The following is a 20903-nucleotide window of genomic DNA, read 5'->3' on the forward strand; positions in this document are numbered from 1 at the left end:
ACCCCTCCCGACGCGCCGCCCCACGGCGAGCGCCCCCGCGACAGGTTCTTCGCGGGGGCGCTCCTGGTGGATGTCTCAGACGCCCATCGACTGGGTGTCGTTGCTCTCGGCGCCACCGGCCTCGGTCACGCCGTTCTTCAGGTGGTAGCGGGCGATCGCCTCGCGCAGCACCTCGCCGTCGAGCTCACCCCGCTTGACCAGGCTGGTCAGCACGGCCAGCGTGATCGAGGCGGCGTCGACATGGAAGTGGCGGCGCAGCGCCGAGCGGGTGTCGGACAGGCCGAACCCGTCGGTGCCCAGCGAGGACCAGTCACCCGGCACCCACTGCGCGATCTGGTCCTGGACGGCCTTCATGTAGTCGCTGACGCCCACGAACGGGCCCTGCGCCTGCGACAGCACCTCGGTCACGTACGGGACGCGCTGCTCGGCGTCGGGGTTGAGCAGGTTGTGCTCCTCGCACGCCAGAGCGTCGCGGCGCAGCTCGGTCCAGGACGTGGCCGACCACACGTCGGCCGACACGCCCCACTCCTCGGCCAGCAGTCGCTGGGCCTCCATCGCCCACGGGCCCGCGACGCCGGAGGACAGGATGTTGGCCTTCGGCCCCTGCGTCTGCGGCCCCTCGGCGAACCGGTAGAGGCCCTTGAGCAGGCCCTCCACGTCGACGTTCGCCGGCTGGGCCGGCTGCAGGTAGGGCTCGTTGTAGACGGTGAGGTAGTAGAACACGTCCTCCGGCTGCTCGCCGTACATGCGCCGCAGGCCGTCCTTGACGATGTGCGCGACCTCGAACGCCCACGACGGGTCGTAGGAGACCGCCGCCGGGTTGGTCGAGGCGATGAGCGGCGTGTGGCCGTCCTCGTGCTGCAGGCCCTCACCGTTGAGCGTGGTGCGGCCGGCCGTGGCGCCCAGCAGGAAGCCGCGCGTCATCTGGTCGGCCATCTGCCACATCTGGTCGCCGGTGCGCTGCCAGCCGAACATCGAGTAGAAGATGTAGATCGGGATCATGTGCTCGCCGTGCGTGGCGTACGAGGTGCCGGCGGCGATCGCCGATGCCATCGAGCCCGACTCGCTGATGCCCTCGTGCAGGATCTGCCCCTGCACCGACTCCTTGTACGACAGCAGCAGTTCCCTGTCGACGGCCTCGTACGTCTGGCCGTGCGGCGAGTAGATCTTCGCCGTCGGGAACATCGCGTCGAGGCCGAACGTACGCGCCTCGTCCGGGATGATCGGCACGAACCGGTGGCCGACCTCCTTGTCGCGCATGAGGTCCTTCAGCAGCCGGACGAACGCCATCGTGGTGGCGACCTGCTGCTTGCCGGAGCCCTTGGCGAAGGTCTGGTAGGCGGCGTCACCGGGCAGCTTGACGGGCTTGGCGCGCACCACGCGCTTGGGCAGCACGCCGCCGAGCGCCGCGCGGCGCTCCTTCATGTACGCGATCTCGGGGTCGTTCTCGCCCGGGTGGAAGTACGGGGGCAGGTCGCCCTCCAGCGCCGAGTCCGGGATCGGCAGGTAGAGCCGGTCGCGGAACTCCTTCAGCTCGGCCTTGGTGAGCTTCTTCATCTGGTGGGTGGCGTTGCGCGCCTCGAAGTCCTTGCCGAGCGTCCAGCCCTTGATGGTCTGGGCCAGGATGACCGTCGGCTGGCCGACGTGCTCGCGCGCGGACTTGAACGCCGCGTAGACCTTGTGGTAGTCGTGCCCGCCGCGCGACAGCTTGCGGATTTCGTCGTCGGTCAGGTGCTCGACCATCTTGCGCAGGCGCGGGTCGCCGCCGAAGAAGTTCTCCCGGATGTAGCCGCCCGACTCGACCGAGTAGGTCTGGAACTGGCCGTCGGGGGTGGTGTTCATCTGGTTGACCAGCACGCCGTCGACGTCGGCCGCGAGAAGCGGGTCCCAGTCGCGGCCCCAGACGACCTTGATGACGTTCCAGCCGGCGCCGCGGAAGTAGGACTCCAGCTCCTGAATGATCTTGCCGTTGCCGCGCACCGGGCCGTCGAGCCGCTGCAGGTTGCAGTTGATGACGAAGGTGAGGTTGTCGAGCTCCTCGCGCGCGGCCACGCCGATGGCGCCCAGCGACTCGGGCTCGTCCATCTCGCCGTCGCCCAGGAACGCCCATACGTGGCTGCGGCTGGTGTCCTTGATCTGGCGGTTGAGCAGGTAGCGGTTGAACCGCGCCTGATAGATCGCCCCGATCGGCCCCAGACCCATCGAGACCGTGGGGAACTCCCAGAAGTCCGGCATGAGCCGCGGATGCGGGTAGGACGGCAGGCCGTGGAAGCCGTGCGACAGCTCCTGGCGGAAGGCGTCGAGCTGGGCCTCGTTGAGGCGGCCCTCCAGGAAGGCGCGGGCGTAGATGCCCGGCGCGGCGTGCCCCTGGAAGAAGACCTGGTCGCCCGACTCGCCGTGGTCCTTGCCGCGGAAGAAGTGATTGAAACCGACCTCGTACAGGGACGCGGCCGAGGCGTAGGTGGCGATGTGGCCGCCCACGTTGGTGCGGGCGTTCGCGCGCGACACCATGATCGCCGCGTTCCAGCGGATGTAGGCCCGGATGCGCCGCTCGACGTGCTCGTCGCCGGGGAACCAGGGCTCACGCTCCGGCGGGATCGTGTTGATGTAGTCGGTGCTGCGCAGGCCCGGCACGCCGACCTGGTGCTCGCGCGCCCGCTCCAGCATGCGGAGCATCAGGTAGCGGGCTCTGGTGCGGCCCTCCGTCTTGACGACGTTGTCGAGGGACTCGAGCCACTCGTTGGTCTCACTGGGGTCGACATCAGGCAGCTGGCTGGGTAGGCCGTCGCTGATGATCGAGAAACGCTGGCGTCCGGAAGCCACTGGGTCTCGCCTTCCGAGGATGACTGATGTCTGGTCTGGGTCGCTTTCCATCCTGGTCGCTCGGAGTGGAAAGTGCATCTCTACTCACGGGTAACCAGGGTGTCGCTGCTGGCAGGGGTGCTACAGGTGGCCTAGACCACCGATGGTAGGACGAATCAAACGCATAGGTTACATCCGTCCCGCATTTTAACAAGACGGGAAAAGCTACGAATTTTTGCCTTCCGCCCCTGAGTATCCCCCGGGGAGGCGGATGCGTCACTCCCGGGGGCGGCGGAGGCGCCGCGCGGAGTCTAACGGCAGCGATCCGGGGCCTTCGCGCGGGCCGTTCTCAGCGAACTCTCAGGTAACGGTTCGGTCATGATTGCGGCGGCTGTCCCGCCACTCCGGCCGATCCCCTCTTTTCGAACGGCGCTGTCCGTACGAGGCTGTAGCTATGAATGCGACGGTAGGAGACCGGCTCCTCGTGCACGGGAATACCGTTGGCGAAAGGGACCGGAGCGGAGTGATCACCGAGGTCCAGGGCGTGGACGGCGGGCCCCCGTACATCGTGCGCTTCGACGACGGGCACACCGGGCTGGTGTTTCCCGGCCCTGATGCGGTCATTGTGCCTCAGTAGAATTTCCCCGTGAGATCAGAACTCATCTCGGTGGCCACCGGTTCACGCGAGACGGTGCACGACATCACCGGGGAATGCGCCGAATTCGTCCGCGCGCGTGGTGGGGACGGGCTGCTGCACGTCTTCGTCCCGCACGCGACGGCCGGCGTGGCGCTGCTGGAGCTGGGCTCGGGCAGCGACGACGACCTGCTGTCCGCGCTGCGTGACCTGCTGCCGTCCGACGACCGGTGGCGGCACGCCCACGGCTCGCGCGGGCACGGCAGGTCACACGTCATGCCGGCGCTGATCCCGCCGTACGCCACGGTTCCCGTGCTCGGCGGCAGATTGGCGCTGGGCACCTGGCAGTCCATAGCGCTGGTGGACCTCAACGTCGACAACCCGCAACGTCAGGTTCGCCTGTCATTTTTGTCTGATTGATTCTGGCCGAGTACGGCCGTACCCGTGGCGACCGTTGACGACTGAGGGTCACAGCGTGTGGACTGTCCCGAAGCGATAAACCGCATATGCGGGGCCACTCAAGCAGGAGGGATAAACGTGAGCGCGACCGCGGGTCAGGCGCAGGGCGAACGCGGCCTGGCCGAACGACTCGGCCTCAAGCCGGGTCAGGTGGTGCAGGAGATCGGCTGGGACGAGGACGTCGATGACGAGCTTCGCGACTCCATCGAGAACCTGACCGGCAACGAACTGCTGGACGAAGACACCGACGACGTCGTCGACGTGGTGCTGCTGTGGTGGCGCGACGGCGACGGGGACCTGTTCGACGTCCTGAGCGGCGACGCCATGCGAGCACTCGCCGACGGTGGCCAGATCTGGTTGCTGACTCCGAAGGCGGGGCGTGACGGCCACGTGGAGCCGAGCGACATCGGGGAGGATGCCACCACCGCCGGTCTCTCGCAGACCAGCAGCATCTCCGCGGCCCCCGACTGGTCGGGGACGAGGCTCGTCGCCCCGAAGGGCCGGCGATAGGAAGCACGGACACCAGCCGTACGGCAGGATGGAAGCGTGAACGGGCATCCTGCCGGCGTCGGCGCCCCGGCTCCCGGCTTCGAGCTACGGGACCAGCACGGCACTCCGGTGAGACTCACTCAGTTCCGGGGCAGGAAGGTCGTGCTGGTCTTCTACCCGCTGGCCTTCAGCGGGGTCTGTCATCGCGAGCTGTCGGAGCTGCGCGACTTCTCCGCCGGCGACGCACAGATCCTCACCGTCTCGGTCGACTCGATGTTCACGCATCGTGCCTGGGCGGACCAGGAGGGTTACATTTTTCCCCTGCTCTCCGATTTCTGGCCACATGGACAGGTGGCCCGGGCGTACGGTGTGTTCGACGAGACGAAGGGCGTCGCACGGCGGGGCAGCTTCGTCATCGACGGCGAGGGTGTGATCCGCTGGTCGGTGGTCAATCCGGCCGGTGAGGCGCGCGACGTCGCCGACTACGCCAAGGCACTCGCCGACATCTCGTAACGGAGGAAACGATGCCCTGCTACCGCTGCGGGGCCCGGCAGACCGACCCCGTGCGCGGGGCCAGTCCCTGGAAGCGCGCGGTGCGCCGGGAGACGCAGGTGCTGATCTGCCCGGACTGCCAGCGCCTGCACGATCTCGACCTGGAGGCGTGCGGCTCCTGCGGGTCCACGACGCTGATCTGCCGGCTCGGCGAGGTCGAGTGCCGCTCCTGCGGCGCCGTGCGGACGGCCCGGACCCTGGTCGACCCCGAGGCCCTGATCGGCTCGGGCGCCCCGCCGGGGCTCTCCGCGGAGGTCGAGGCGGCACTCAATCGAGTGCTCGGCCGCGCTTGATCTTGCAGGACTTTTCCAGACATTTGCTGAGCTGCGCTATCGTTCCTTTTCGTGTCCTCAACTAGTTCGTTCGTCGTCGCGCTGGACGTCGGTGGCACGTCCATGAAGGGCGGCCTGGTCAGCGAGACCGGCGCGGTGCTGCTGAGCGAGCGTCGCTCCACCCCGCGCGCCGAGGGTCCCGAGGCGGTCGTGGCCGCCATCCGCGCCTTCATCGGCCACCTGGCCGCCTCCGGCGACGGCACGCCCGCGGGCGTCGGCCTGGCCGTGCCCGGTCTGGTCTCCGAGGACACCGCCCTCTACGCCGCCAACCTCGGCTGGCGCGACGTGCCCGCCACCGACTTCACCGAGCTCGACGTCCCGGTCATCCTCGGCCACGACGTCCGCACCGGCGGCCTCGCCGAGAGCGTCCTCGGCGCCGGCCGCGGCGTGCCGGACTTCCTCTTCCTCCCCATCGGCACCGGCATCGCCGGCGCCATGATCATCCATGGCGAGCCGTACGGCGGCGCGTCCGGCTGGGGCGGCGAGATCGGCCACATCCCCGTCTTCCCCGACGGCGAGCAGTGCGCCTGCGGCCAGTTCGGCTGCCTGGAGACCTACGCCTCCGCCGCCTCGGTCGGCCGCCGTTACAGCCTGCGCGCCGGCCTGGAGGACGTACGCGCCGAGCAGGTCGTCGCCTCCGACGACCCCCTGGCCATCGAGGTCTGGGACGACGCCGTCGAGGCCCTCTCCCTCGCCCTGGCCACGTACACGCTCCTGCTGGACCCCTCGATGATCGTCCTGGGCGGCGGTCTCGCCGAGGCGGGCCCCGCCCTCTTCGACCCGGTCCGCACCCGCCTCGTCAAACGCCTCACCTTCCGCGACGCCCCGCCGCTCCTGCCGGCCGCCCTGGGTGTCGACGCGGGCATGCTCGGCGCCGCCCTCCTCGGCTGGCGCGCCGCCGGCCGCCCGGACCTGGGCCCCGGGTGGGAAGTGGATGTGCGATCGGCTCCGTTGGTGTCGTAAGGTGTAGTGCCGATCAGGGGCGGTTAGCTCAGCGGTAGAGCACTCGCCTTACAAGCGAGGGGTCACTGGTTCGAACCCAGTACCGCCCACCAGCGAAAAGAAGCCCGGTAGCGATCTTGCTGCCGGGCTTCGTGCCGTTAGCGTGCCATTAGCTCACGCGGGTAGCGCTCCCGAAGATTCATCGTCATCGTCCGGGTTGCTCTCGGTGATCTTGGCGTTCGTGGCGTCTGCGATCCCTCCGCCGCGCCGTGCTGGTACATCATCGCGGCGATCGTGTTCTCGCCCGCTTGGCCATGCGGAGGCACTCGGCCGCAGGAAGCTCGTACGACGAAACGTAGGCGTCGCTAAACATCACTGCGTCATACATTTCAACCGGAGTGCCGTCGGTGGCGCAGCGGTGCGTACCAAATGGAACACTGGCACACCGGGAGCGAGAGGTTACCCGACTCTTCGGGGCCGGGATTGAGCAGTTCGGCCACCGATGCCGATGACATCACTTCGGTGATCTCGCTGAACCCCACGGACGGCTTTCCGCTCGCCCCTTCCGTCTCGGCCATGAACGGCCGCCTTGCCTTGATCACGATGGCGATGCGTGAACCCGATGGTCGCGTTCGATCACCTGATGCGGGTGATCGGCGCGCTGGTGGAAGACGGCCCGGTCACTCCTCGGGTCCAGGCCCGGCAAAGTGAGCGATTCGGACACTGGCCAACCCCTCTGCTCGTACATACGTGTACTACCGTCTTGCGCATCGCGGAGGCAGGCTGCTGCAGCACCATGACGCGCACTCTGTCAGCGTGGCATGCGTGATCACCGATAACCAAGGACGCGTACTGCTCACCGAGCCTCGCGACAACGGCCATGGGGAAGCGCTGGGCGGAGTGTCGGACCTGTCCGAAGACATCGCCACGGGCCTCCTGCATGAGGTAGAGGATGAGACCGGCCTTCAGGTTGAACCCATCGTTCTGACCGGTGTCTGCAAGAATATTCAGCACGGCGTCGTGGTTCTGGTCTTCCGCTGCAAAAACGCAGGTGGCAGGCTCACCAATCCGACGAGACCCGCGCTTGCCGCTGGGCACCACCGACGAAGCCCGTGCGCTCGCGTCCGAGGCGTGCGCTGCCCGAGCCCTGGACGACGCCATGAGCTTCCGCAATCCGCCGGCAACTGAGGTCACAGTCCATACATGCTAAGAAGCTGTTGGCTGTTGTCATCCGGGCTGGGCTTATGTTCGTGTTGATAGGCGGAGGCGTACTTATTGCGCTGGGCACAGCGGCTACCGACTTCGCCGGCGCCTCCTCCGGGAAGATCCTTGCGCTTGTCGGCATCGCCGTGATTCTGGTGATCCTGATCTGTTGCGCGCTTCTGGCGGGCCTCACCATGCGGCTTTCGAGGTGGCTTCTTGAGCGCTACATCAAGGCGGACGACGGGGAGGGCTGACCTATGCACTCCGGGCTCCGCAGTGTCGGCCTGTTCGGCGCGTAGCCTGCTGAATCGCCACGGTGAGTATCAAGGCGGAAGCATGCGGCGCATGCCACGTCCGGGGATACCCAAGCAGAGAGCCAAGGCCCTTCTTCCCGGGGGGGGCGGGCTCCAGCCTTGCCCTCGGGCCCTTGGCCTGCTTGCGCTCCGGGTGCGCCCCGCGTGGGCCTGGTCGGCCCTGCGTACCGCACTCGGTTGACGACCTGCCATGAGCCGCGAAGAGCCAGCCCCGATCTCCGGAACTGGCTTTGCGGCTGGGTGGGAGCCTGCGGATGAGTTCAGTGGCCGACGCCACCGAGTCGGATCGCCCATCATGTGGCCTGTTCTCGATGCAGTTCGGGCAAGCGGTCTGCATCTTGAGTGGACTATAGTCACGCCGCGTGGGGCTGATCTTCAACGCTGTTGCCGGCGAACTCCCGCTGGTGCAGCGGGTGTGGTCGGCGAGCTGCGATGCCACGACCGGTTTCAGCTCGGCGGTCAAATCCTCAACCATGATCGCGTTTGCGCGGGGCGGCGACGCATTGACCGTGCACGTGAAGGGGCCGGAGACGAGGGGCACCTCGATGACGTGCCCGGAGGGCTCGGAGTTTTTCGGCGTGGAGTTGCGGCTCGGTGCATATCTGCCGCTGTATCCGCCCTCCGGTCTGTCCGACCTCAGGGATGCGTTGCTGCCGACGCTGCCGGGCGGCCGGATCTTGCTGGACAACCAGGGCTGGGAGATGCCGACCGCGCAGAACGTCGAGGTCTTCGTCGATCGGCTGGTGCGCGCGGGATTGTTGTTCTTCGACCCTCTGGTCGACGAGATCCGGCACGGCGAACGGCCACGCGGCATGTCGGAACGGATCGCGCAGATCCGGTTCCGCCGGGCCGTCGGGATCTCGCACCGCAAGCTCGCCAGCATCGAGCAGGCACGGCACGCCGCGCAACTCCTCACGGCGGGGAGATCGATCACCGACGTGGTCGCCGCCGGCGGCTATTACGATCAGTCGCAACTCGCGCGGGCGATGCGGTGGGCGACCGGTCACACCCCGGGCGAGCTGAGGTCCGGTATCCCGTTCCTGGCGTTGTGACACGGGTTCGGTTCGATACAAGACGAACCGGTCAGCTGGATGGTTGACTCCCGGGCGTGCGAAAACTGATCGAATACGACCACCTCTCGATCGACGGGAGGATGTCCGGCGACGCCTGGTGGGCGGGGCAGGCGAAGGTCGTCCCCAACGACAACCACTTCGCCTATCAGCTCCGGCTGTTGTCCTCGGCGGTCGGTCTCGTACTCGGCCGGGTGACTTATGAGGGCTTCGCCCAAACCTGGCCGACCATGACCGGCGATGTCGCGGACAAGATCAACTCTCTACCCAAGTACGTGGCCTCCACCACGTTGTCCGAGACCACGTGGAACGCGGAAGTGCTGGCCGGCGATCCGGTCGACGCGGTCGCCCGGCTCAAGGAGGCCGGCGACGGGACATTGGTGAAGTATGGCAACGGCCCGTTCAGCCGGGCGCTGGTCGAGGCTGGTCTGCTCGACGAGCTGCATCTGAGCATCTCCCCATTCGTCGCCGGGTCCGGCGAGTCGCTGCTGTCCGGCATCCGTACTACCGCCATGGATCTGGCGAAGGTGACCGAGCTCGGCAACGGCACAGTGGTGCTGACTTACACGCCGAGTCGGTAGAAATCGACGAGGGGATCGACATGACTCAAGGTGCGTACGCCTCGGTGAACGGCATCGACCTCTACTACGAGGTTCTGGGCGCTGATCAGCCCGGCCCGCCGCTGATCATGCTGCACGGCGGCGCGTACACGTTCCGGCTGAGCTTCGACTCGCTGCTGCCTGTGTTGACCGCTGAGCGGAAGGTGATCGGTGTCGAGCTGCAGGGGCACGGGCACACCGCCGACAGCGACCGGCCGTTCTCCATCAGGCAGTGCGCCGAGGACGTGATCGCGCTGCTCGATCATCTCGGCGTCGAGCGGGCCGACCTGTTCGGCTACAGCTTGGGCGGGCTGGTCTCCACCGAGGTCGCCGTCTCGGCCCCGGATCGGGTCGGCCGGGTCGTGCTGGCGGCCTCGCACTTCCGGTCGACCCGATCCGAGGCGTATTACCCCGAGATCACGGCGTTGGAGCTGTACTCGCCTCGGATGCCGACCGAGGAGGAGTCCGTGGCGATGCAACGCGCCTATGAGGAGGTGGCGCCGAATCCCGAGGACTTCTTCCCGGTCGTGATGAAGATCCAGCCGGCCGTGCACGACTTCGCAGGATGGACCGACGAACAGCTGGCCCGGCTGACGATGCCGGTTCTGATCATCATCGGCGACACCGACTTCGTCCGGCTCGAGCACGGCGTCGAGATGAAGCAACTGCTGCCGGACGCGCAACTGGCCATCCTGCCGGACACGAAGCACCTGCAGGTCATCCGGCCCGACCTGGTGCTGCCGATGGTCACCGCGTTCCTGCGCCGGTGACCAGAGCCGGGCAGGACTGCGGGGTCGGTCAGCCGGTGCTGCATCAGGGGGTCCCGCTCCCTGCGTGAGAGCGGCGAGGAGCGTCGGGGACACAGTGGTGGTCAAGCCCGGGGCTGCGGGCGCCGGAGGGCTCGCCGGATCGTTCCGTCCGGGGAGGCGATGACCTGCACGTCATTCCGTGTATGCGGTGCTTGCGCGAGGAAGGCGGCCGGTCGGCACGCGGCCTCTCTTCGGGAGGAATGGCAAATCATAGGGTTACGCCATGCTTCTCGACAGGTCGCCGGGATGGCGGTTCTTGGCGGCGCTCGGGGTCGCGGCCTTTCTCGGATTGGGCTGGCACAGCGTTGCGATCCCTTACAGCGAAGCGGAGATCTTCGTCGTACTGGTCTGGGGTGGCTTCGCCGTCGTCTGGCTGATCGGGTTCGGTGCGGCGATGTGGCAGGCGCGGCACGTGCTCACGGCGGATCGACTAGCACGCCGGCTGCCGGCGCCGCTCATTCTCTTCGGCGAGCCTCGCGTCCGGGGAGGAAATCAGGACGGGGTGCGAGCAGGTGGGCCTGTACCGGGTGTGCGGGAATTACTCGGGGGAGGCCGAGGCCATTCCAGGAGGGGCGAGATTCCTCGTACATGATTGGCCGTGGGCCGCGTCAAGAGGGTTCATGCGGCTACCGGGAGGCAAGGTGCCCACCGGCAGCATTCCCGCAACGGGAGGGGGAGTCGCTTGGTGGCCAATGTGTATATCCCGGAGGCGGCAACGATGCAGCCGAGCCCGAGTAAGACTGCCCATGTCGCTGTGAGATCCACTTGGATCAGCTCCTGGGGGCGCGGGGGCGGGTTTCCCGCTTCCTGGTCATCCTGCCGGACAGCTTCGATGAAGATCAAGCGGAACGCACTGTCGTACGGCCGCTCGGATCGGGTGAGGGGCGGCCGGCACGCCTGGGAAACGGTACGTGTCTCGGCGCCGCCCTCGAAGTCCTGTCTGCGCGGGGCGGATCATCGATCGACAGCGAGAATGATCGCTTCGTCGGGCCGCTCCTCCGAGCACAGCCGGTCCTCAAGTCGCGTTACTGCGGCGGCGACCTGAAGAAATGCGGCGGCTTCTTCGCGAAACCCATTGGTCAGTTTCGACTCGATCGACAGGAGAACTGCGGTGACGCGGACAAGCCGAGCAAGTGACGCGTCCAGGCGTTCGTGGCGCAGGAAAATGCCTTCGATCGCGGGCAGGAAATGTTGGAGCGTCGCCCGGGGCCATCCGTTGGACGCGGCTCTGCGCACCAGGTTGTCCGATGCCGCGCGAACGAGGCGCAACATTTCCTCAGGCAGTGGGAAGTGAAGGTCGTGATCAATTTTGGCTCGTCGCATCACATCTGTACAGATGGCGGTGAGATATAGGCTGCGGCGATCTCGGCTTCTGCCGGTGCAGGCGTGGATCCACGCTTTACTCATGGCCTCGCTGTAAGCATGCCCCATGATCTGTCGTAGTGCGAGGTTCATGCCGTACTCGTCGTTGAAGTCCATGACCAGGGGATGTGAGATGTCGCTTCTCACTCTTCTCCTTCTGCCTGTCCGTTCTGTCGACTGGGCGATGTAATTGATGATCGCCGCACTTACGCGATCGTGATTGAGGTTGATCGCTTCGTACGGGTCGGTGTTGAACGTCTTTCCGATGAATGGGAGTTTCGAGCCGATGTACCCATCGCCCGACGCATTGCGCAGCATCACTCCCAGTGGCCGCTCGAACGGCGCGATGGTCTTGCTCGACTCTGATGCTATGAGGGATGCGAGACCCAATAGCTTGTCGAAGGCCCGCTCCGGGTCGGTGGATCGGGAGAAATGCTCGATGACGACTGCCCGTAGATTTTGGTCGACGCACCCGGCGGCTGCGGCGGTTCGCGCCAGGGCTGCCTGGAAGTGCCAGCCAAGGCTTTCGAAAATGTCCGCCCTGAGCCGGCGGGAAAGGTCATCCTTGGGCAGGAAATTCGTCTCCCGTGCGTTTCCGCGCACGCACAGTACGGGCCTGCCGTCCTTGGGCTGGAGCCATACATGGCGTGGCAGGAGCGTGCCTATTTTACCAGCGGTGATGTCACGTATGTCGTCATTCGTTGGCAGGCGATAGGTCGGATCACCCGAGAGCGCGTTTATCCAGGTGACGAGCGCTAGGGCGTCCTCGGCTCGAACGCCGAGCGCCGGCTTGTCCATGTCCGTATCCGTATCGTATGAGGGATCATCCGGTCGCCGGGCATGGGCGCCATCGGCCAGGTCGGCGGCGAAAAGACGGTACATGGCTTTGGAAACCGGATGTACGCAGATGCGGGCGCCGGAGCTCAGCTTCACCGTGCCTCGAAGTTTTCTCGTGACGAAGACCCTGGCCATCAGGTGGCGCATCTCCGAGGCGGATTCGTCGCTGAAGGCGCGATCGAGCAACGAATCCAGTTCTCTGCGGAGTGATGGGTCCAGCTCGGTTGCCTGCTCGCTGCAGTCGAAGGCCAATGCCAGGGCTGTGGCGGTTCCCGACTCCAGGCATGCTCGCACGATGTGGTCCGCGTTGTTGCGGGCGGTGTACAGGAGTATAGTTTCTCGCCACCACGTGTCGTTCACGGCGTGCTGGAGTGCGTCGGCAATACCTTTGTCGCGGATGTAGACGGCGGACAGATATTCTTGGAACGTCTGATGCGCGAACGAATAGAGGCCGCGTTCTCGTTCGATCAGGATGCCGCAGGAAGTGATGCTTTCGACGAACAGCTCGACCCGGACCAGCCCCGGGAAGCGGGCCAGCAGCGGGCGCAACAGCGCAGATGCCTCCGCGAGTGAAAGGTCCCGGACGTTACGGATCATCATCTCGTATGCCAGCCTGCGCAGGGCTCCTTCCGTGCTGTCGCCAGGAAACTGAAGGACGATGTTCTTCGCTTCCTGGCGACGCCAGAGCATCACTTCGCATATGTCGCGATACAGATCTACGCGACTCGCCGGCAATGCTCCACGGAAGCGGTGCACATTGGCGACCATGGTGAGCAGGAGCGGGTTCGCGGTCAGCTCGTACAGTGTGGGCATCGACCTGAGACGCCTGAGAAGATCGTCGGCGCCTTCCTGTGCGCGCATGCGCACCGCGACGTTGTCCGCTCCGGTGCTGATGCGTTCGATAGCGCTGTACCAGCCATTGATGAATCGCAGCACCTGTTCGTCGTCGAAACGGCGGGTCTGCAGGACTGTCGCACCGTTGATCGGGGCTGCCTGATAGCCGTGCGGTCTCGACGTGATGACGAAGTCGTTCTCGGGATACTGGCTGATCTGTCTCTCCACCCAATAGGACACACGACGTCGATTTTCGTCGTTCGCCACTTCGTCGAGCCCGTCCAGGAGAACCACGCAGTCGCCCGCCGACAGCCGATCCTTGAACCATCCTTCTGGTTCGTCCTGGCCGAACTGGCCCAGAGAATCGCGTACCGTCGAAGAAAGATCTGCGGCTCTGGAAGACGTGATGGATTCGACATGATCTCGAAGGTGAAGAAGTACGGGAACCTTTCTGGTGGCGCGTCGGGGATTTCGGGATATGTCCCGTGCTACATGCCTCAATAGAGTGGTCTTCCCGCTTCCCGGCGCACCTATGATGGCCAGGATCGCAGGGCGTTCCTGGTTGATCAGGTCGACTATCGATCGTCTTTCCACGGCATCGACATAGGAATCGGATAGCGCATCGGATGGTATCTGGTGCGCCGGCCGATGCATCAGACTCACGTCTACGAACACATCGTCCAGCTCGGGGGTGTAGAAGCCGACCGTGGGCAGCCCCTTCTGGTCGATGTAGCGGAGATTGGAAAGAATGTAGCTCCGATAGTGTCGACCGAACCGAGACGTCGCATGAAGAGAGAAGCGATCCAGCCTGACCACGGCTCGGTCTCGCCATCTGTCCGCGAGCCGGGCCGCGATCGGAAGAACGAACCTGGCGAGGGCCAGCCCCAGCCAATAGATCGAAATGATGCATGCCGCCAGAAGTGGTCGTTCGGCAAAGAATGCACGTAAGGCGTCGTTGACGCCGGCCGTCAGGGGGGCGACCGCCGCCGTCAGCCATACTGCTTTGGGCAGCCAGGGTGAACTTGAATCTTGGCTTTTATTCTGCATTGCCTGTTTGACCTTATGAGCGACCAGCCGACGGGGGGTCGGCGCTTGCGGGCAGCTTACGCGCTGCCAACTCGTCGATTAGTCGCTTCCGGCAACGCTTCGGTATCACGGCACGCGCGATTCGCGTTCTCGGTATTTCGTAGATTATGTCGGGATTTGTTGGCACTACTGCCGCTGCCGGTCTGCGTTGGGACTGGGTCCGTATCTGTCGCTATTGGTTGTTTTATGCGTTTTCCAGTGTCGCGCCCATGGAGGTGTCGGCACGCCAGTGATCAAGTGCGAGGCATTTATGCCGACCTTTCCGCTGTGTGGCGGTGAGGAGTGGCGCGTCGGGCTCGGGCTCGGTGTACTGGTTGAGGCGCGTACGGGGAGTAGAATGATCGATCCGGGATCGCGGCCGGCTGCACGCGGGCGCCGAGAGTGCGAGGTTCGGGTGCCCTTTGTTCGCGCGGGTCAACGCCCGGGGTGAGGCGGCACACCGCCGTCCTCACGGTCTTTTGCGGTATGCGCGTAGGCGGGCGGCTCACTGGGGTCGATGAGATCCGCGAAGTGGGTGAGCTCGGGTCTGAGGTGTTCGCCGTCCGAGGTCGGGACGCCAAGAACTGATCCGGCCGTCAGCAGTACGGGAGTACTGGGAGTGCGGGAGCGCGATGGTGAACGTCTGCTCGTCGCGTGGCTTGTCGATGTGCCGGTGCGTGGATCAGGGTGACGTAGCCGCGCGCCCGCGGCGGCTCCCGTCTTGGCGTATGGTCTGGGGTTCTCGTACGGCGTGTCAGGGGGGGTGCCGCCGCGCCGAATCCATCCGAACGCGGCGGTCGAGGACCGCAAGGGCGGGTTTCAGCCGTCTTCGTCGTGCAGCCCCATGGCCTCGGGGAAAGTGACCACGAACTCGCGGAACTCGGATTCGGGCTCGGCTTCTGCTCTTTCACGGACCAGCGCGATCAGCCTGGACCGATCCTTGGCGGGCAACAGGCTGAGTTTGTGGCTGATCCACTCCAGTTGCTTCACCGCGTCGTCCAGGTCGACGACCGAGTCATCGCCTGATTCCAGGAACCATGCCAGATCCACAACCAGCTCGGCCAGTGTCCGGACCGGCGCCTCGTCCTCCTGCATGCGGCGATCATGCCCCATGGCGGCTTGAGGGACAATGCGCCACCGGAGGTGGCGGTCCGGCTCCGGGGTGATCGTCGTGCCGGGAAGCTGGGGCCGTAGACGGCGGAGGTGAAAGGCTGCCGGCCCCTCGGGCAAGCCCGGGCCCTCGGGACAAGCTCGGCGGACCTGGGGTGCGAGGCAGGCGCAATGGCCGGACGGGGGTACGCGTTCCGCCTGCCGGTGCACGGTCGCCATGTGGGCGTATGGCGAGAATCGCGGCTCGGCGGCTGCGAATGCTCACCGACATGGGGACCTGCGCGCCCGGGCGAGCACGACAGCCAGTTGCCGGGACGCCGATGGTTGACCAGGCCGCGCTCCAGGTGTCGGAACGCGGCGACCGTACGCCATCGCAACCTCGGGAAGGACGCCGGCGGGGTCGGCACGTGGAGCCTCCGTCCGGCAGGAAGATCTGAGCTGCGGTCGTTCCTCCTGCGGAGGCTGCCGCCCGTCACCACGTTGACTGGCCCAGGCTGTCCGCGATCCAGCGCACGGCCTGGCTGGAACGGGCCGGGCGGATCCGGCGGCGGTGGCCCGGTCGGTCATGAGGGCCGCGGTGCGGGAGACGGACAGACGAAGGCAAGGCGCCCGCCGGAGGGCGCCGATACCGAGCGGCCCACGCGGACCGCGCCCGGCGCGGACCGGTCAGGGGCACAGGCGGCCAAGCCCGGGCCGGCCAGGCCGATCCGGCGCGGCCGCTGCCGGGGCGCATTGTGCGCAGCGATATAGCCGAAGTATAGCGGCCCGGAGAATTCTTCCTCCATCGATGTTTATGGAGGAAGAATGACGGAGCTAAGTGCGGCTGCCGGCCTTGATGCGGAGCAGCGCGGCCAGATCAAAGAAATAGTCTGCGAGATTCTCGAGATCGACCCCGAGGAAATCACGGACGACAGCCTCTTCAAAGAGGACCACGATGCCGACTCGCTGCGCGCCATCGAGATTCTCGCCGCGATCGAGCGAGCCTGCAAGGTCACCATCGACCAGGCCGAACTGTCCAGGATGACCAGCCTGAACGGCGTGTACGCCGTCGTCGCTGAGGCCTAGGGGCAGACGAAATCCGCGGAGGCGTTGAGATGCGCAGGGTGGTCATCACCGGCATCGGAGTGGTTACCAGTATCGGGATCGGCGTCGGGGAATTCCTCTCCGGCATCAGGTCGGGGCGCAGCGGGGTCAAGCCGATCAGCGCATTCGATACGACGGGGTTCGAATACGGCAATGCCTGCGAGGTCGCGGGATTCGATCCGGAAGCGTATATCGAACGGGTCGCGCCGGCCGACCTCGGGCGGGCCAGCCAGTTGTCCGTGGCGGCGGCCGGGATGGCCGTCGGCGACGCCGGGATCTCGCTCGCGGAGCTGCGCTCGCGGCGTTCCCTGGTGTCGGTGGGGACGACCAACGGCGAAGGGCGCGACTTCGACGTCCTGACCGGTCAGGGGCTCGAGTCGGGCATGGACGGGCTCGACCCGGCCCTCGCCGGCCGTATCGGCGCCGGGCGGCTGTCCTCCAGCATCGCGCGGGAGCTGGGCCTGACGGACACCGAGGCCGTCACGCTGCCGACCGCGTGCGCGGCTGGCAACTACGCCATCGGTTACGGGTTCGACGCCGTACGCAGCGGCGATGTGGAGGTGGCGCTGTGCGGCGGCGCAGACGCGCTCTGCCGCAAGACCTTCGCCGGCTTCTACCGCCTCGGGACCATCGCGCCCAGCGTGTGCCAGCCCTTCGACCGGGACCGCAAGGGCATCCTGACCGGTGAGGGCGCCGGGATCCTCCTCATGGAGAGCCTGGACAGCGCCCTGGCGCGCGGAGCCAGGATCTACGCGGAGGTCCTGGGCTTCGGGCTCAACTGCGACGCCCACCACCCGGTGGCTCCCGAACGTGACAGCATCGCCTCCTGCATGCGGCTGGCCCACCAGGACGCGGGGATCAAGCCGTCGGAGGTGGACTTCATCTCGGCGCACGGCACCGGCACCAAGGCCAACGACGTCACCGAGGCGCAGGCCATTCACCAGGTGTTCGGCGCCGGCCCGCCGCCGACGGTGTCCATCAAGTCGATGCTCGGGCACTCGATGGGCGCGGCCAGCGCGCTCGCCGCGGCGGCCTGCGCCCTGGCGCTCACCGAGGGCTTCATCCCGCCGACGATCAATCACGTCGAGACGGATCCGGAGTGCGCCGTCGACTGTGTGCCGAACGAGGAGCGGATCGCCGACCTGCGCGTGGTGCAGAACAACGCGCTGGCCTTCGGCGGCAACAACGCGGTGCTCATCCTCGGCAAGTACGAGGTGGGCTGATGCCGGGTGTAGCCATCTGCGGTGCGGGGGCCGTGGCGAGCGTCGGCTCCAGCCTCGGCGAGATGTTCGAGGCCCTGTGCGCGGGCCGCAGCGGGATGGGCAGGCCGAACGGGTTCGATCTCGCCAAGTACCGCACCGGGCTCTCCTTCGAGATCGACGACCGGCCCGAGCGCGGGCGGGACGTCCCCCTGCGGTCGACGAAGTGGCTGGAGCACGTCATCGAGGTCGCGGCGGCCGAGGCGGAGCTGACGGACCTGCGGGACGTGCCCATCCTGATCGGCACGACGCTGCGCGAGCTGCGCTCGGTCGAGCTGCGCTGGCGCGACGGCATCGCCTTCGACCTGGAGGAGCTGCACTTCGGGCCCGCGCTCCGGCGGCGGTTCGGCGCGGTGCGGGTCTCCACCGTCGCCAACGCCTGCGCCGCCTCGCTGTACGCGCTGGCGCTGGGTTCCGACCTGATCGAGGCCGGGGCGGCGGACACGGTGATCGTGGCCGGGGTCGACAACATCTCCGAGAGCACCTACGGGCTGCTGGACCGCTGCTACCCCGAGGCGCCGGACGCGCTGCGGCCCTTCGACAAGGCGCGCAAGGGGATGCTGCAGGGCGAGGGGGCCGCGGCGGTCGTGCTGCGCCGGGCGGAGACCTCCCGTCACGGGTGGGTGCGTTCGGTCGCGGTCAACTGCGACGCGCACCACCCCTCGGCGCCGGACGCCAAGAGCATCGCGATCGCGATGCGGCAGGCACACGCCCGGGCCGGGGTCGTCCCGGCCGACATCGACCTCATGATGCTGCACGGCACCGGGACCCCGCTCAACGACGAGGCGGAGGCCAGGAGCGTCGGGGACGTGTTCGGCGGGACGGACCCGTCGCCGTGGATGACCGCGATCAAGTCGATGACCGGCCACACCGCCGGCGCGTCCGGGCTGCACAGCCTGCTGGTGGCGGTGGAGTCCATGCGCACGGGGAAGGTCCCGCCGGTGGTCGGCGTGCGGGAGGTCATGGAGGAGATGGCCGAGGTGCGGCTGGTGCGTGATGAGGCGATCAGCGCCGACCTGCGCCTGGCGCAGATCAACGCGTTCGGGTTCGGCGGGCTGAACGCCGTGGCCGTGGTGGAGCGTCCATGCTGATCACCGGAGTGGGTACGGCCATCAGGGGAGTCGCGGGTCCGGCCGACCTGCTGCGGCCCGCCGTACAAGAGGGATCCCCCGATCCGACGGCGACGCTCACCGGGCGGGGACTTCGCTACAAGGACCGAGCCACCAAGCTGGCGCTGTGCGCCGGGCGTGACGCGCTGGCGGACGCCGGGCTCCTGCTCGACCCCGGCCTCACGGTCCCGGGGGAGAGCGTGGGCGTCGTCGTCAGCTCCAACTACGGCAACCTCGACACCGTCTGCGACACGGTGTCGGCCATCGCCGGCCAGGACTACACCGCGACCAGCCCCATGTCCCTGCCGGGCACGGCCAGCAACGTCACCGCCTCGTGGGTGGCGATCTCGTACGGGCTGCGCGGCGTCAACCTGACCCTGTGCGACGGGGCGAACTCGGGGCTCGACGCGGTCTCCTGGGCCAGCGTCATGATCCAGGCGCGGCGGGTGCGCCACATGCTCGTGATCGGCGTGGAGCCGGCCAACCCGGTGGTCGACGCGCTCGTGGGGCCGACCTTCGACGGAGCGGCCGCGCTGGTGCTGGAGTCGGCCGAGACCGCGCGGGAGCGTGGCGCCAGGGCGATGGCCAGACTGGGACGGCACGCCAGGCGGGAGAGCCACGCGCGGGCCGTCGGCGACGTGCTCGAAGAGCCGGTGGACCTGTGGTGCCGCCCGGACACGACGCCCGGGCACCCGGTGGAGAGCGCGCGCGAGCACGACCTCACCGCCCTGCTCGGGCCGGCCTCGGGCGCGCTGGGCGTCGTGCAGTGCGTGGCCGCGGCCTCCTGGCTGGAGACGAGTGACGGCGGCACCGTGCTGGCCAGCACCCACGGCGTGGACGCGGCCTCGGCCGTCGTCCTCACCGGAGCCGGCCGATGAGACTGCGCAGGCAAGGGCTGTCGGAGCCGGCGATCCGGGTGGCGCTGCTGCACGGGCTCGGCGGCGGCCCCTCCACCTGGAACTCCTTCGCCGCGCTCGCCCCCGCCCATTTGGAGCTGTGGGAGGCCGACCTGCCCTGGTCGGCGGTGGGGTCGCGGGAGTGGAGCCATGAACCCGACCCCGGCCGCCGGCTGGACCGGGCCGTCGACGGAGCCGAGGTCGTCGTCGCCCACTCCTTCGCCGCCAACCTGCTCCTGGAGTCGCTGGCCCGCGGGACGAAGGTCGGCGCGGCCGTCCTGGTCTCGCCGTTCTACCGGTCCAGCCCGGGTGAGTTCGACTGGGCGACCATCGAGAGCTACCTGGCCGGCTTCTACGGGATTCTCGACCACGGTCTGCGCGTGACCTCCAGCGACCGGTTGTCCCCTGGCACCCGCCACGACATGGCGGTGAAGCTCCGGGAGCGGCTCGGCCCCTACAGCTGGATGCGCTTCTTCGACGCGTACCTGCGCTCACCCATGCTGGACACCTCGGCGGTCACCGCTCCCTGCCTGGTGATCAGCGGACGGGACGACCCCGCGGCGCCGCCCCGCGACGGGCGGGCGCTGGCCGGGGCCCTGCCACGGGCGCGCTTCGAAACCCTGGCGGCGGGTCACCTGCCGATGATCGAGCAAGCACAAGCCTTCGCCGAGCTGGTCGGCGACTTCGCTACCGCGCACACCTGGGAGACCACGTGAACACCATCCGGCTCAGGCCTCGATACGAAGGCGCCAACGTCGGCACCTGGATCGGTTTCAAACACCTGAACTACCTGGTGGAAGAGGCTGTCCTAGAGCACCTGCGCGGTGCGGGGCACCGGGTCACCGACCTGTACCACGACCACGGCCTGTGTGTGGACCTGGTGGACATCGACACCAGGATCCTGCGCGCGCTGCGGGTGGACGACGTGGCGGTGGCGGAGGTGGCGGCCGACGGGATGTCGTACCGCGTGAAGATCACCGCCGAGGGGGACGCGCGCAAGGCGATCGACGCGCGGGCCACCGTGGCGTTGCGGTTCGACCCGCGCGATGAGGACGTCAAGGACACTCCCCCCCAGCTCACGCCGTACGTGGTGAAGCGGCTGGGGGGGAGTGTCCTTGACGTCCTCATCGCGCGGGTCGAACC

Annotated in this window: 21 protein-coding genes and 1 tRNA gene; 18 read left to right on the forward strand and 4 right to left on the reverse strand. The window is 67.3% G+C overall.

The annotated features are described in order from the left end of the window. Positions 1–75: 75 nt before the first annotated feature. Positions 76–2823, reverse strand: a complete 2748-nt coding sequence (gene aceE / locus ADY59_RS23750; RefSeq protein WP_049565697.1) for a pyruvate dehydrogenase (acetyl-transferring), homodimeric type — start codon at positions 2821–2823, stop codon at positions 76–78. Between the two features lie 433 nt (positions 2824–3256). Between aceE and ADY59_RS23755 the strand changes: the two genes are divergently transcribed. The 7 genes from ADY59_RS23755 to ADY59_RS23785 all read left to right on the forward strand — a co-directional run bounded on the left by ADY59_RS23755 (position 3257) and on the right by ADY59_RS23785 (position 6323). Then, entirely contained in the window at positions 3257–3439 is a 183-nt protein-coding gene (locus tag ADY59_RS23755; RefSeq protein WP_049565700.1) for a DUF1918 domain-containing protein, read from the forward strand. A 9-nt stretch (positions 3440–3448) separates the two neighbouring features. After that, positions 3449–3856 (forward strand): secondary thiamine-phosphate synthase enzyme YjbQ, encoded by a 408-nt coding sequence (locus tag ADY59_RS23760; protein ID WP_049565703.1) that lies wholly within the window; start codon positions 3449–3451, stop codon positions 3854–3856. A 117-nt stretch (positions 3857–3973) separates the two neighbouring features. Beyond that, positions 3974–4405, forward strand: coding sequence for a DUF3052 domain-containing protein (locus tag ADY59_RS23765; protein WP_049565706.1), 432 nt, complete (start codon positions 3974–3976; stop codon positions 4403–4405). A gap of 36 nt (positions 4406–4441) precedes the next feature. After that, positions 4442–4897 carry a peroxiredoxin gene (locus ADY59_RS23770; RefSeq protein WP_049565708.1) on the forward strand — a complete coding sequence of 152 codons (456 nt, stop codon included), beginning with the start codon at positions 4442–4444 and terminating at the stop codon, positions 4895–4897. Between the two features lie 11 nt (positions 4898–4908). Beyond that, complete coding sequence (locus ADY59_RS23775; protein ID WP_049565711.1) at positions 4909–5229, forward strand: hypothetical protein; 321 nt, start codon at positions 4909–4911, stop codon at positions 5227–5229. A gap of 51 nt (positions 5230–5280) precedes the next feature. Next, positions 5281–6231: an ROK family protein gene (locus tag ADY59_RS23780; RefSeq protein ID WP_063780754.1), complete on the forward strand. Its 951-nt coding sequence runs from the start codon at positions 5281–5283 to the stop codon at positions 6229–6231. A gap of 17 nt (positions 6232–6248) precedes the next feature. Then, positions 6249–6323 (forward strand) — tRNA-Val (locus tag ADY59_RS23785). Between the two features lie 276 nt (positions 6324–6599). Here the strand turns inward: ADY59_RS23785 and ADY59_RS50215 are convergent. Further along, positions 6600–6788: a hypothetical protein gene (locus ADY59_RS50215; protein WP_156325686.1), complete on the reverse strand. Its 189-nt coding sequence runs from the start codon at positions 6786–6788 to the stop codon at positions 6600–6602. Positions 6789–7035: 247 nt separating this feature from the next. Here ADY59_RS50215 and ADY59_RS48935 point away from each other — a divergent pair, with 247 nt between their 5' ends. The 5 genes from ADY59_RS48935 to ADY59_RS23805 all read left to right on the forward strand — a co-directional run bounded on the left by ADY59_RS48935 (position 7036) and on the right by ADY59_RS23805 (position 10166). Beyond that, a complete protein-coding gene (locus ADY59_RS48935) occupies positions 7036–7398 on the forward strand; it encodes an NUDIX hydrolase (RefSeq protein WP_197093815.1) in 363 nt (120 codons plus the stop codon). A gap of 29 nt (positions 7399–7427) precedes the next feature. After that, positions 7428–7667 (forward strand): hypothetical protein, encoded by a 240-nt coding sequence (locus ADY59_RS23790; RefSeq protein WP_049565715.1) that lies wholly within the window; start codon positions 7428–7430, stop codon positions 7665–7667. Between the two features lie 422 nt (positions 7668–8089). After that, the gene (locus tag ADY59_RS23795) at positions 8090–8779 is read left to right on the forward strand and encodes a helix-turn-helix domain-containing protein (protein WP_049565717.1); all 690 of its coding nucleotides are present in this window, start codon (positions 8090–8092) and stop codon (positions 8777–8779) included. 56 nt (positions 8780–8835) lie between these two features. Continuing rightward, complete coding sequence (locus ADY59_RS23800; protein ID WP_049565718.1) at positions 8836–9378, forward strand: dihydrofolate reductase family protein; 543 nt, start codon at positions 8836–8838, stop codon at positions 9376–9378. Between the two features lie 20 nt (positions 9379–9398). Continuing rightward, on the forward strand, positions 9399–10166 hold the full coding sequence (locus ADY59_RS23805) for an alpha/beta fold hydrolase (RefSeq protein ID WP_063780755.1): 768 nt from the start codon (positions 9399–9401) through the stop codon (positions 10164–10166). A gap of 993 nt (positions 10167–11159) precedes the next feature. On the opposite strand, the gene ADY59_RS23810 is transcribed toward ADY59_RS23805, so the two are convergent. After that, the gene (locus ADY59_RS23810) at positions 11160–14285 is read right to left on the reverse strand and encodes an NACHT domain-containing protein (protein WP_082310349.1); all 3126 of its coding nucleotides are present in this window, start codon (positions 14283–14285) and stop codon (positions 11160–11162) included. A gap of 837 nt (positions 14286–15122) precedes the next feature. Beyond that, positions 15123–15398, reverse strand: coding sequence for a hypothetical protein (locus ADY59_RS23815; protein WP_049565725.1), 276 nt, complete (start codon positions 15396–15398; stop codon positions 15123–15125). Between the two features lie 819 nt (positions 15399–16217). Between ADY59_RS23815 and ADY59_RS23820 the strand changes: the two genes are divergently transcribed. The 6 genes from ADY59_RS23820 to ADY59_RS23845 form a co-directional block, all read left to right on the forward strand. Further along, on the forward strand, positions 16218–16478 hold the full coding sequence (locus tag ADY59_RS23820) for an acyl carrier protein (protein WP_049565728.1): 261 nt from the start codon (positions 16218–16220) through the stop codon (positions 16476–16478). A gap of 29 nt (positions 16479–16507) precedes the next feature. Continuing rightward, positions 16508–17719, forward strand: a complete 1212-nt coding sequence (locus ADY59_RS23825) for a beta-ketoacyl-[acyl-carrier-protein] synthase family protein (protein WP_049565730.1) — start codon at positions 16508–16510, stop codon at positions 17717–17719. Next, positions 17719–18846 carry a beta-ketoacyl synthase N-terminal-like domain-containing protein gene (locus tag ADY59_RS23830; RefSeq protein WP_049565733.1) on the forward strand — a complete coding sequence of 376 codons (1128 nt, stop codon included), beginning with the start codon at positions 17719–17721 and terminating at the stop codon, positions 18844–18846. The genes ADY59_RS23825 and ADY59_RS23830 overlap by 1 nt, the downstream gene beginning before the upstream one ends. Beyond that, the gene (locus ADY59_RS23835) at positions 18840–19742 is read left to right on the forward strand and encodes a beta-ketoacyl synthase N-terminal-like domain-containing protein (RefSeq protein ID WP_053175078.1); all 903 of its coding nucleotides are present in this window, start codon (positions 18840–18842) and stop codon (positions 19740–19742) included. The genes ADY59_RS23830 and ADY59_RS23835 overlap by 7 nt, the downstream gene beginning before the upstream one ends. Further along, on the forward strand, positions 19739–20476 hold the full coding sequence (locus tag ADY59_RS23840; protein ID WP_049565735.1) for an alpha/beta fold hydrolase: 738 nt from the start codon (positions 19739–19741) through the stop codon (positions 20474–20476). Before ADY59_RS23835 ends, ADY59_RS23840 begins: the two co-directional genes overlap by 4 nt. After that, positions 20473–20903: hypothetical protein (locus ADY59_RS23845; protein ID WP_197093816.1), on the forward strand; the 431-nt coding region annotated here is incomplete at its 3' end. The genes ADY59_RS23840 and ADY59_RS23845, both read left to right, overlap by 4 nt.

The sequence above is a fragment of the Nonomuraea sp. SBT364 genome (assembly GCF_001083785.1).
Taxonomy (GTDB): domain Bacteria; phylum Actinomycetota; class Actinomycetes; order Streptosporangiales; family Streptosporangiaceae; genus Nonomuraea.

Excerpts from the sequence above, each read along its gene's own strand:
- ADY59_RS23755 (WP_049565700.1), top strand. The coding sequence starts at position 3,257 with ATGAATGCGACGGTAGGAGACCGGCTCCTCGTGCACGGGAATACCGTT.
- ADY59_RS23775 (WP_049565711.1), top strand. The coding sequence starts at position 4,909 with ATGCCCTGCTACCGCTGCGGGGCCCGGCAGACCGACCCCGTGCGCGGG.
- ADY59_RS50215 (WP_156325686.1), bottom strand. The coding sequence starts at position 6,788 with ATGGCCGAGACGGAAGGGGCGAGCGGAAAGCCGTCCGTGGGGTTCAGC.
- ADY59_RS23805 (WP_063780755.1), top strand. The coding sequence starts at position 9,399 with ATGACTCAAGGTGCGTACGCCTCGGTGAACGGCATCGACCTCTACTAC.
- ADY59_RS23810 (WP_082310349.1), bottom strand. The coding sequence starts at position 14,285 with ATGCAGAATAAAAGCCAAGATTCAAGTTCACCCTGGCTGCCCAAAGCA.
- ADY59_RS23815 (WP_049565725.1), bottom strand. The coding sequence starts at position 15,398 with ATGCAGGAGGACGAGGCGCCGGTCCGGACACTGGCCGAGCTGGTTGTG.
- ADY59_RS23820 (WP_049565728.1), top strand. The coding sequence starts at position 16,218 with ATGACGGAGCTAAGTGCGGCTGCCGGCCTTGATGCGGAGCAGCGCGGC.
- ADY59_RS23825 (WP_049565730.1), top strand. The coding sequence starts at position 16,508 with ATGCGCAGGGTGGTCATCACCGGCATCGGAGTGGTTACCAGTATCGGG.
- ADY59_RS23830 (WP_049565733.1), top strand. The coding sequence starts at position 17,719 with ATGCCGGGTGTAGCCATCTGCGGTGCGGGGGCCGTGGCGAGCGTCGGC.
- ADY59_RS23835 (WP_053175078.1), top strand. The coding sequence starts at position 18,840 with ATGCTGATCACCGGAGTGGGTACGGCCATCAGGGGAGTCGCGGGTCCG.
- ADY59_RS23840 (WP_049565735.1), top strand. The coding sequence starts at position 19,739 with ATGAGACTGCGCAGGCAAGGGCTGTCGGAGCCGGCGATCCGGGTGGCG.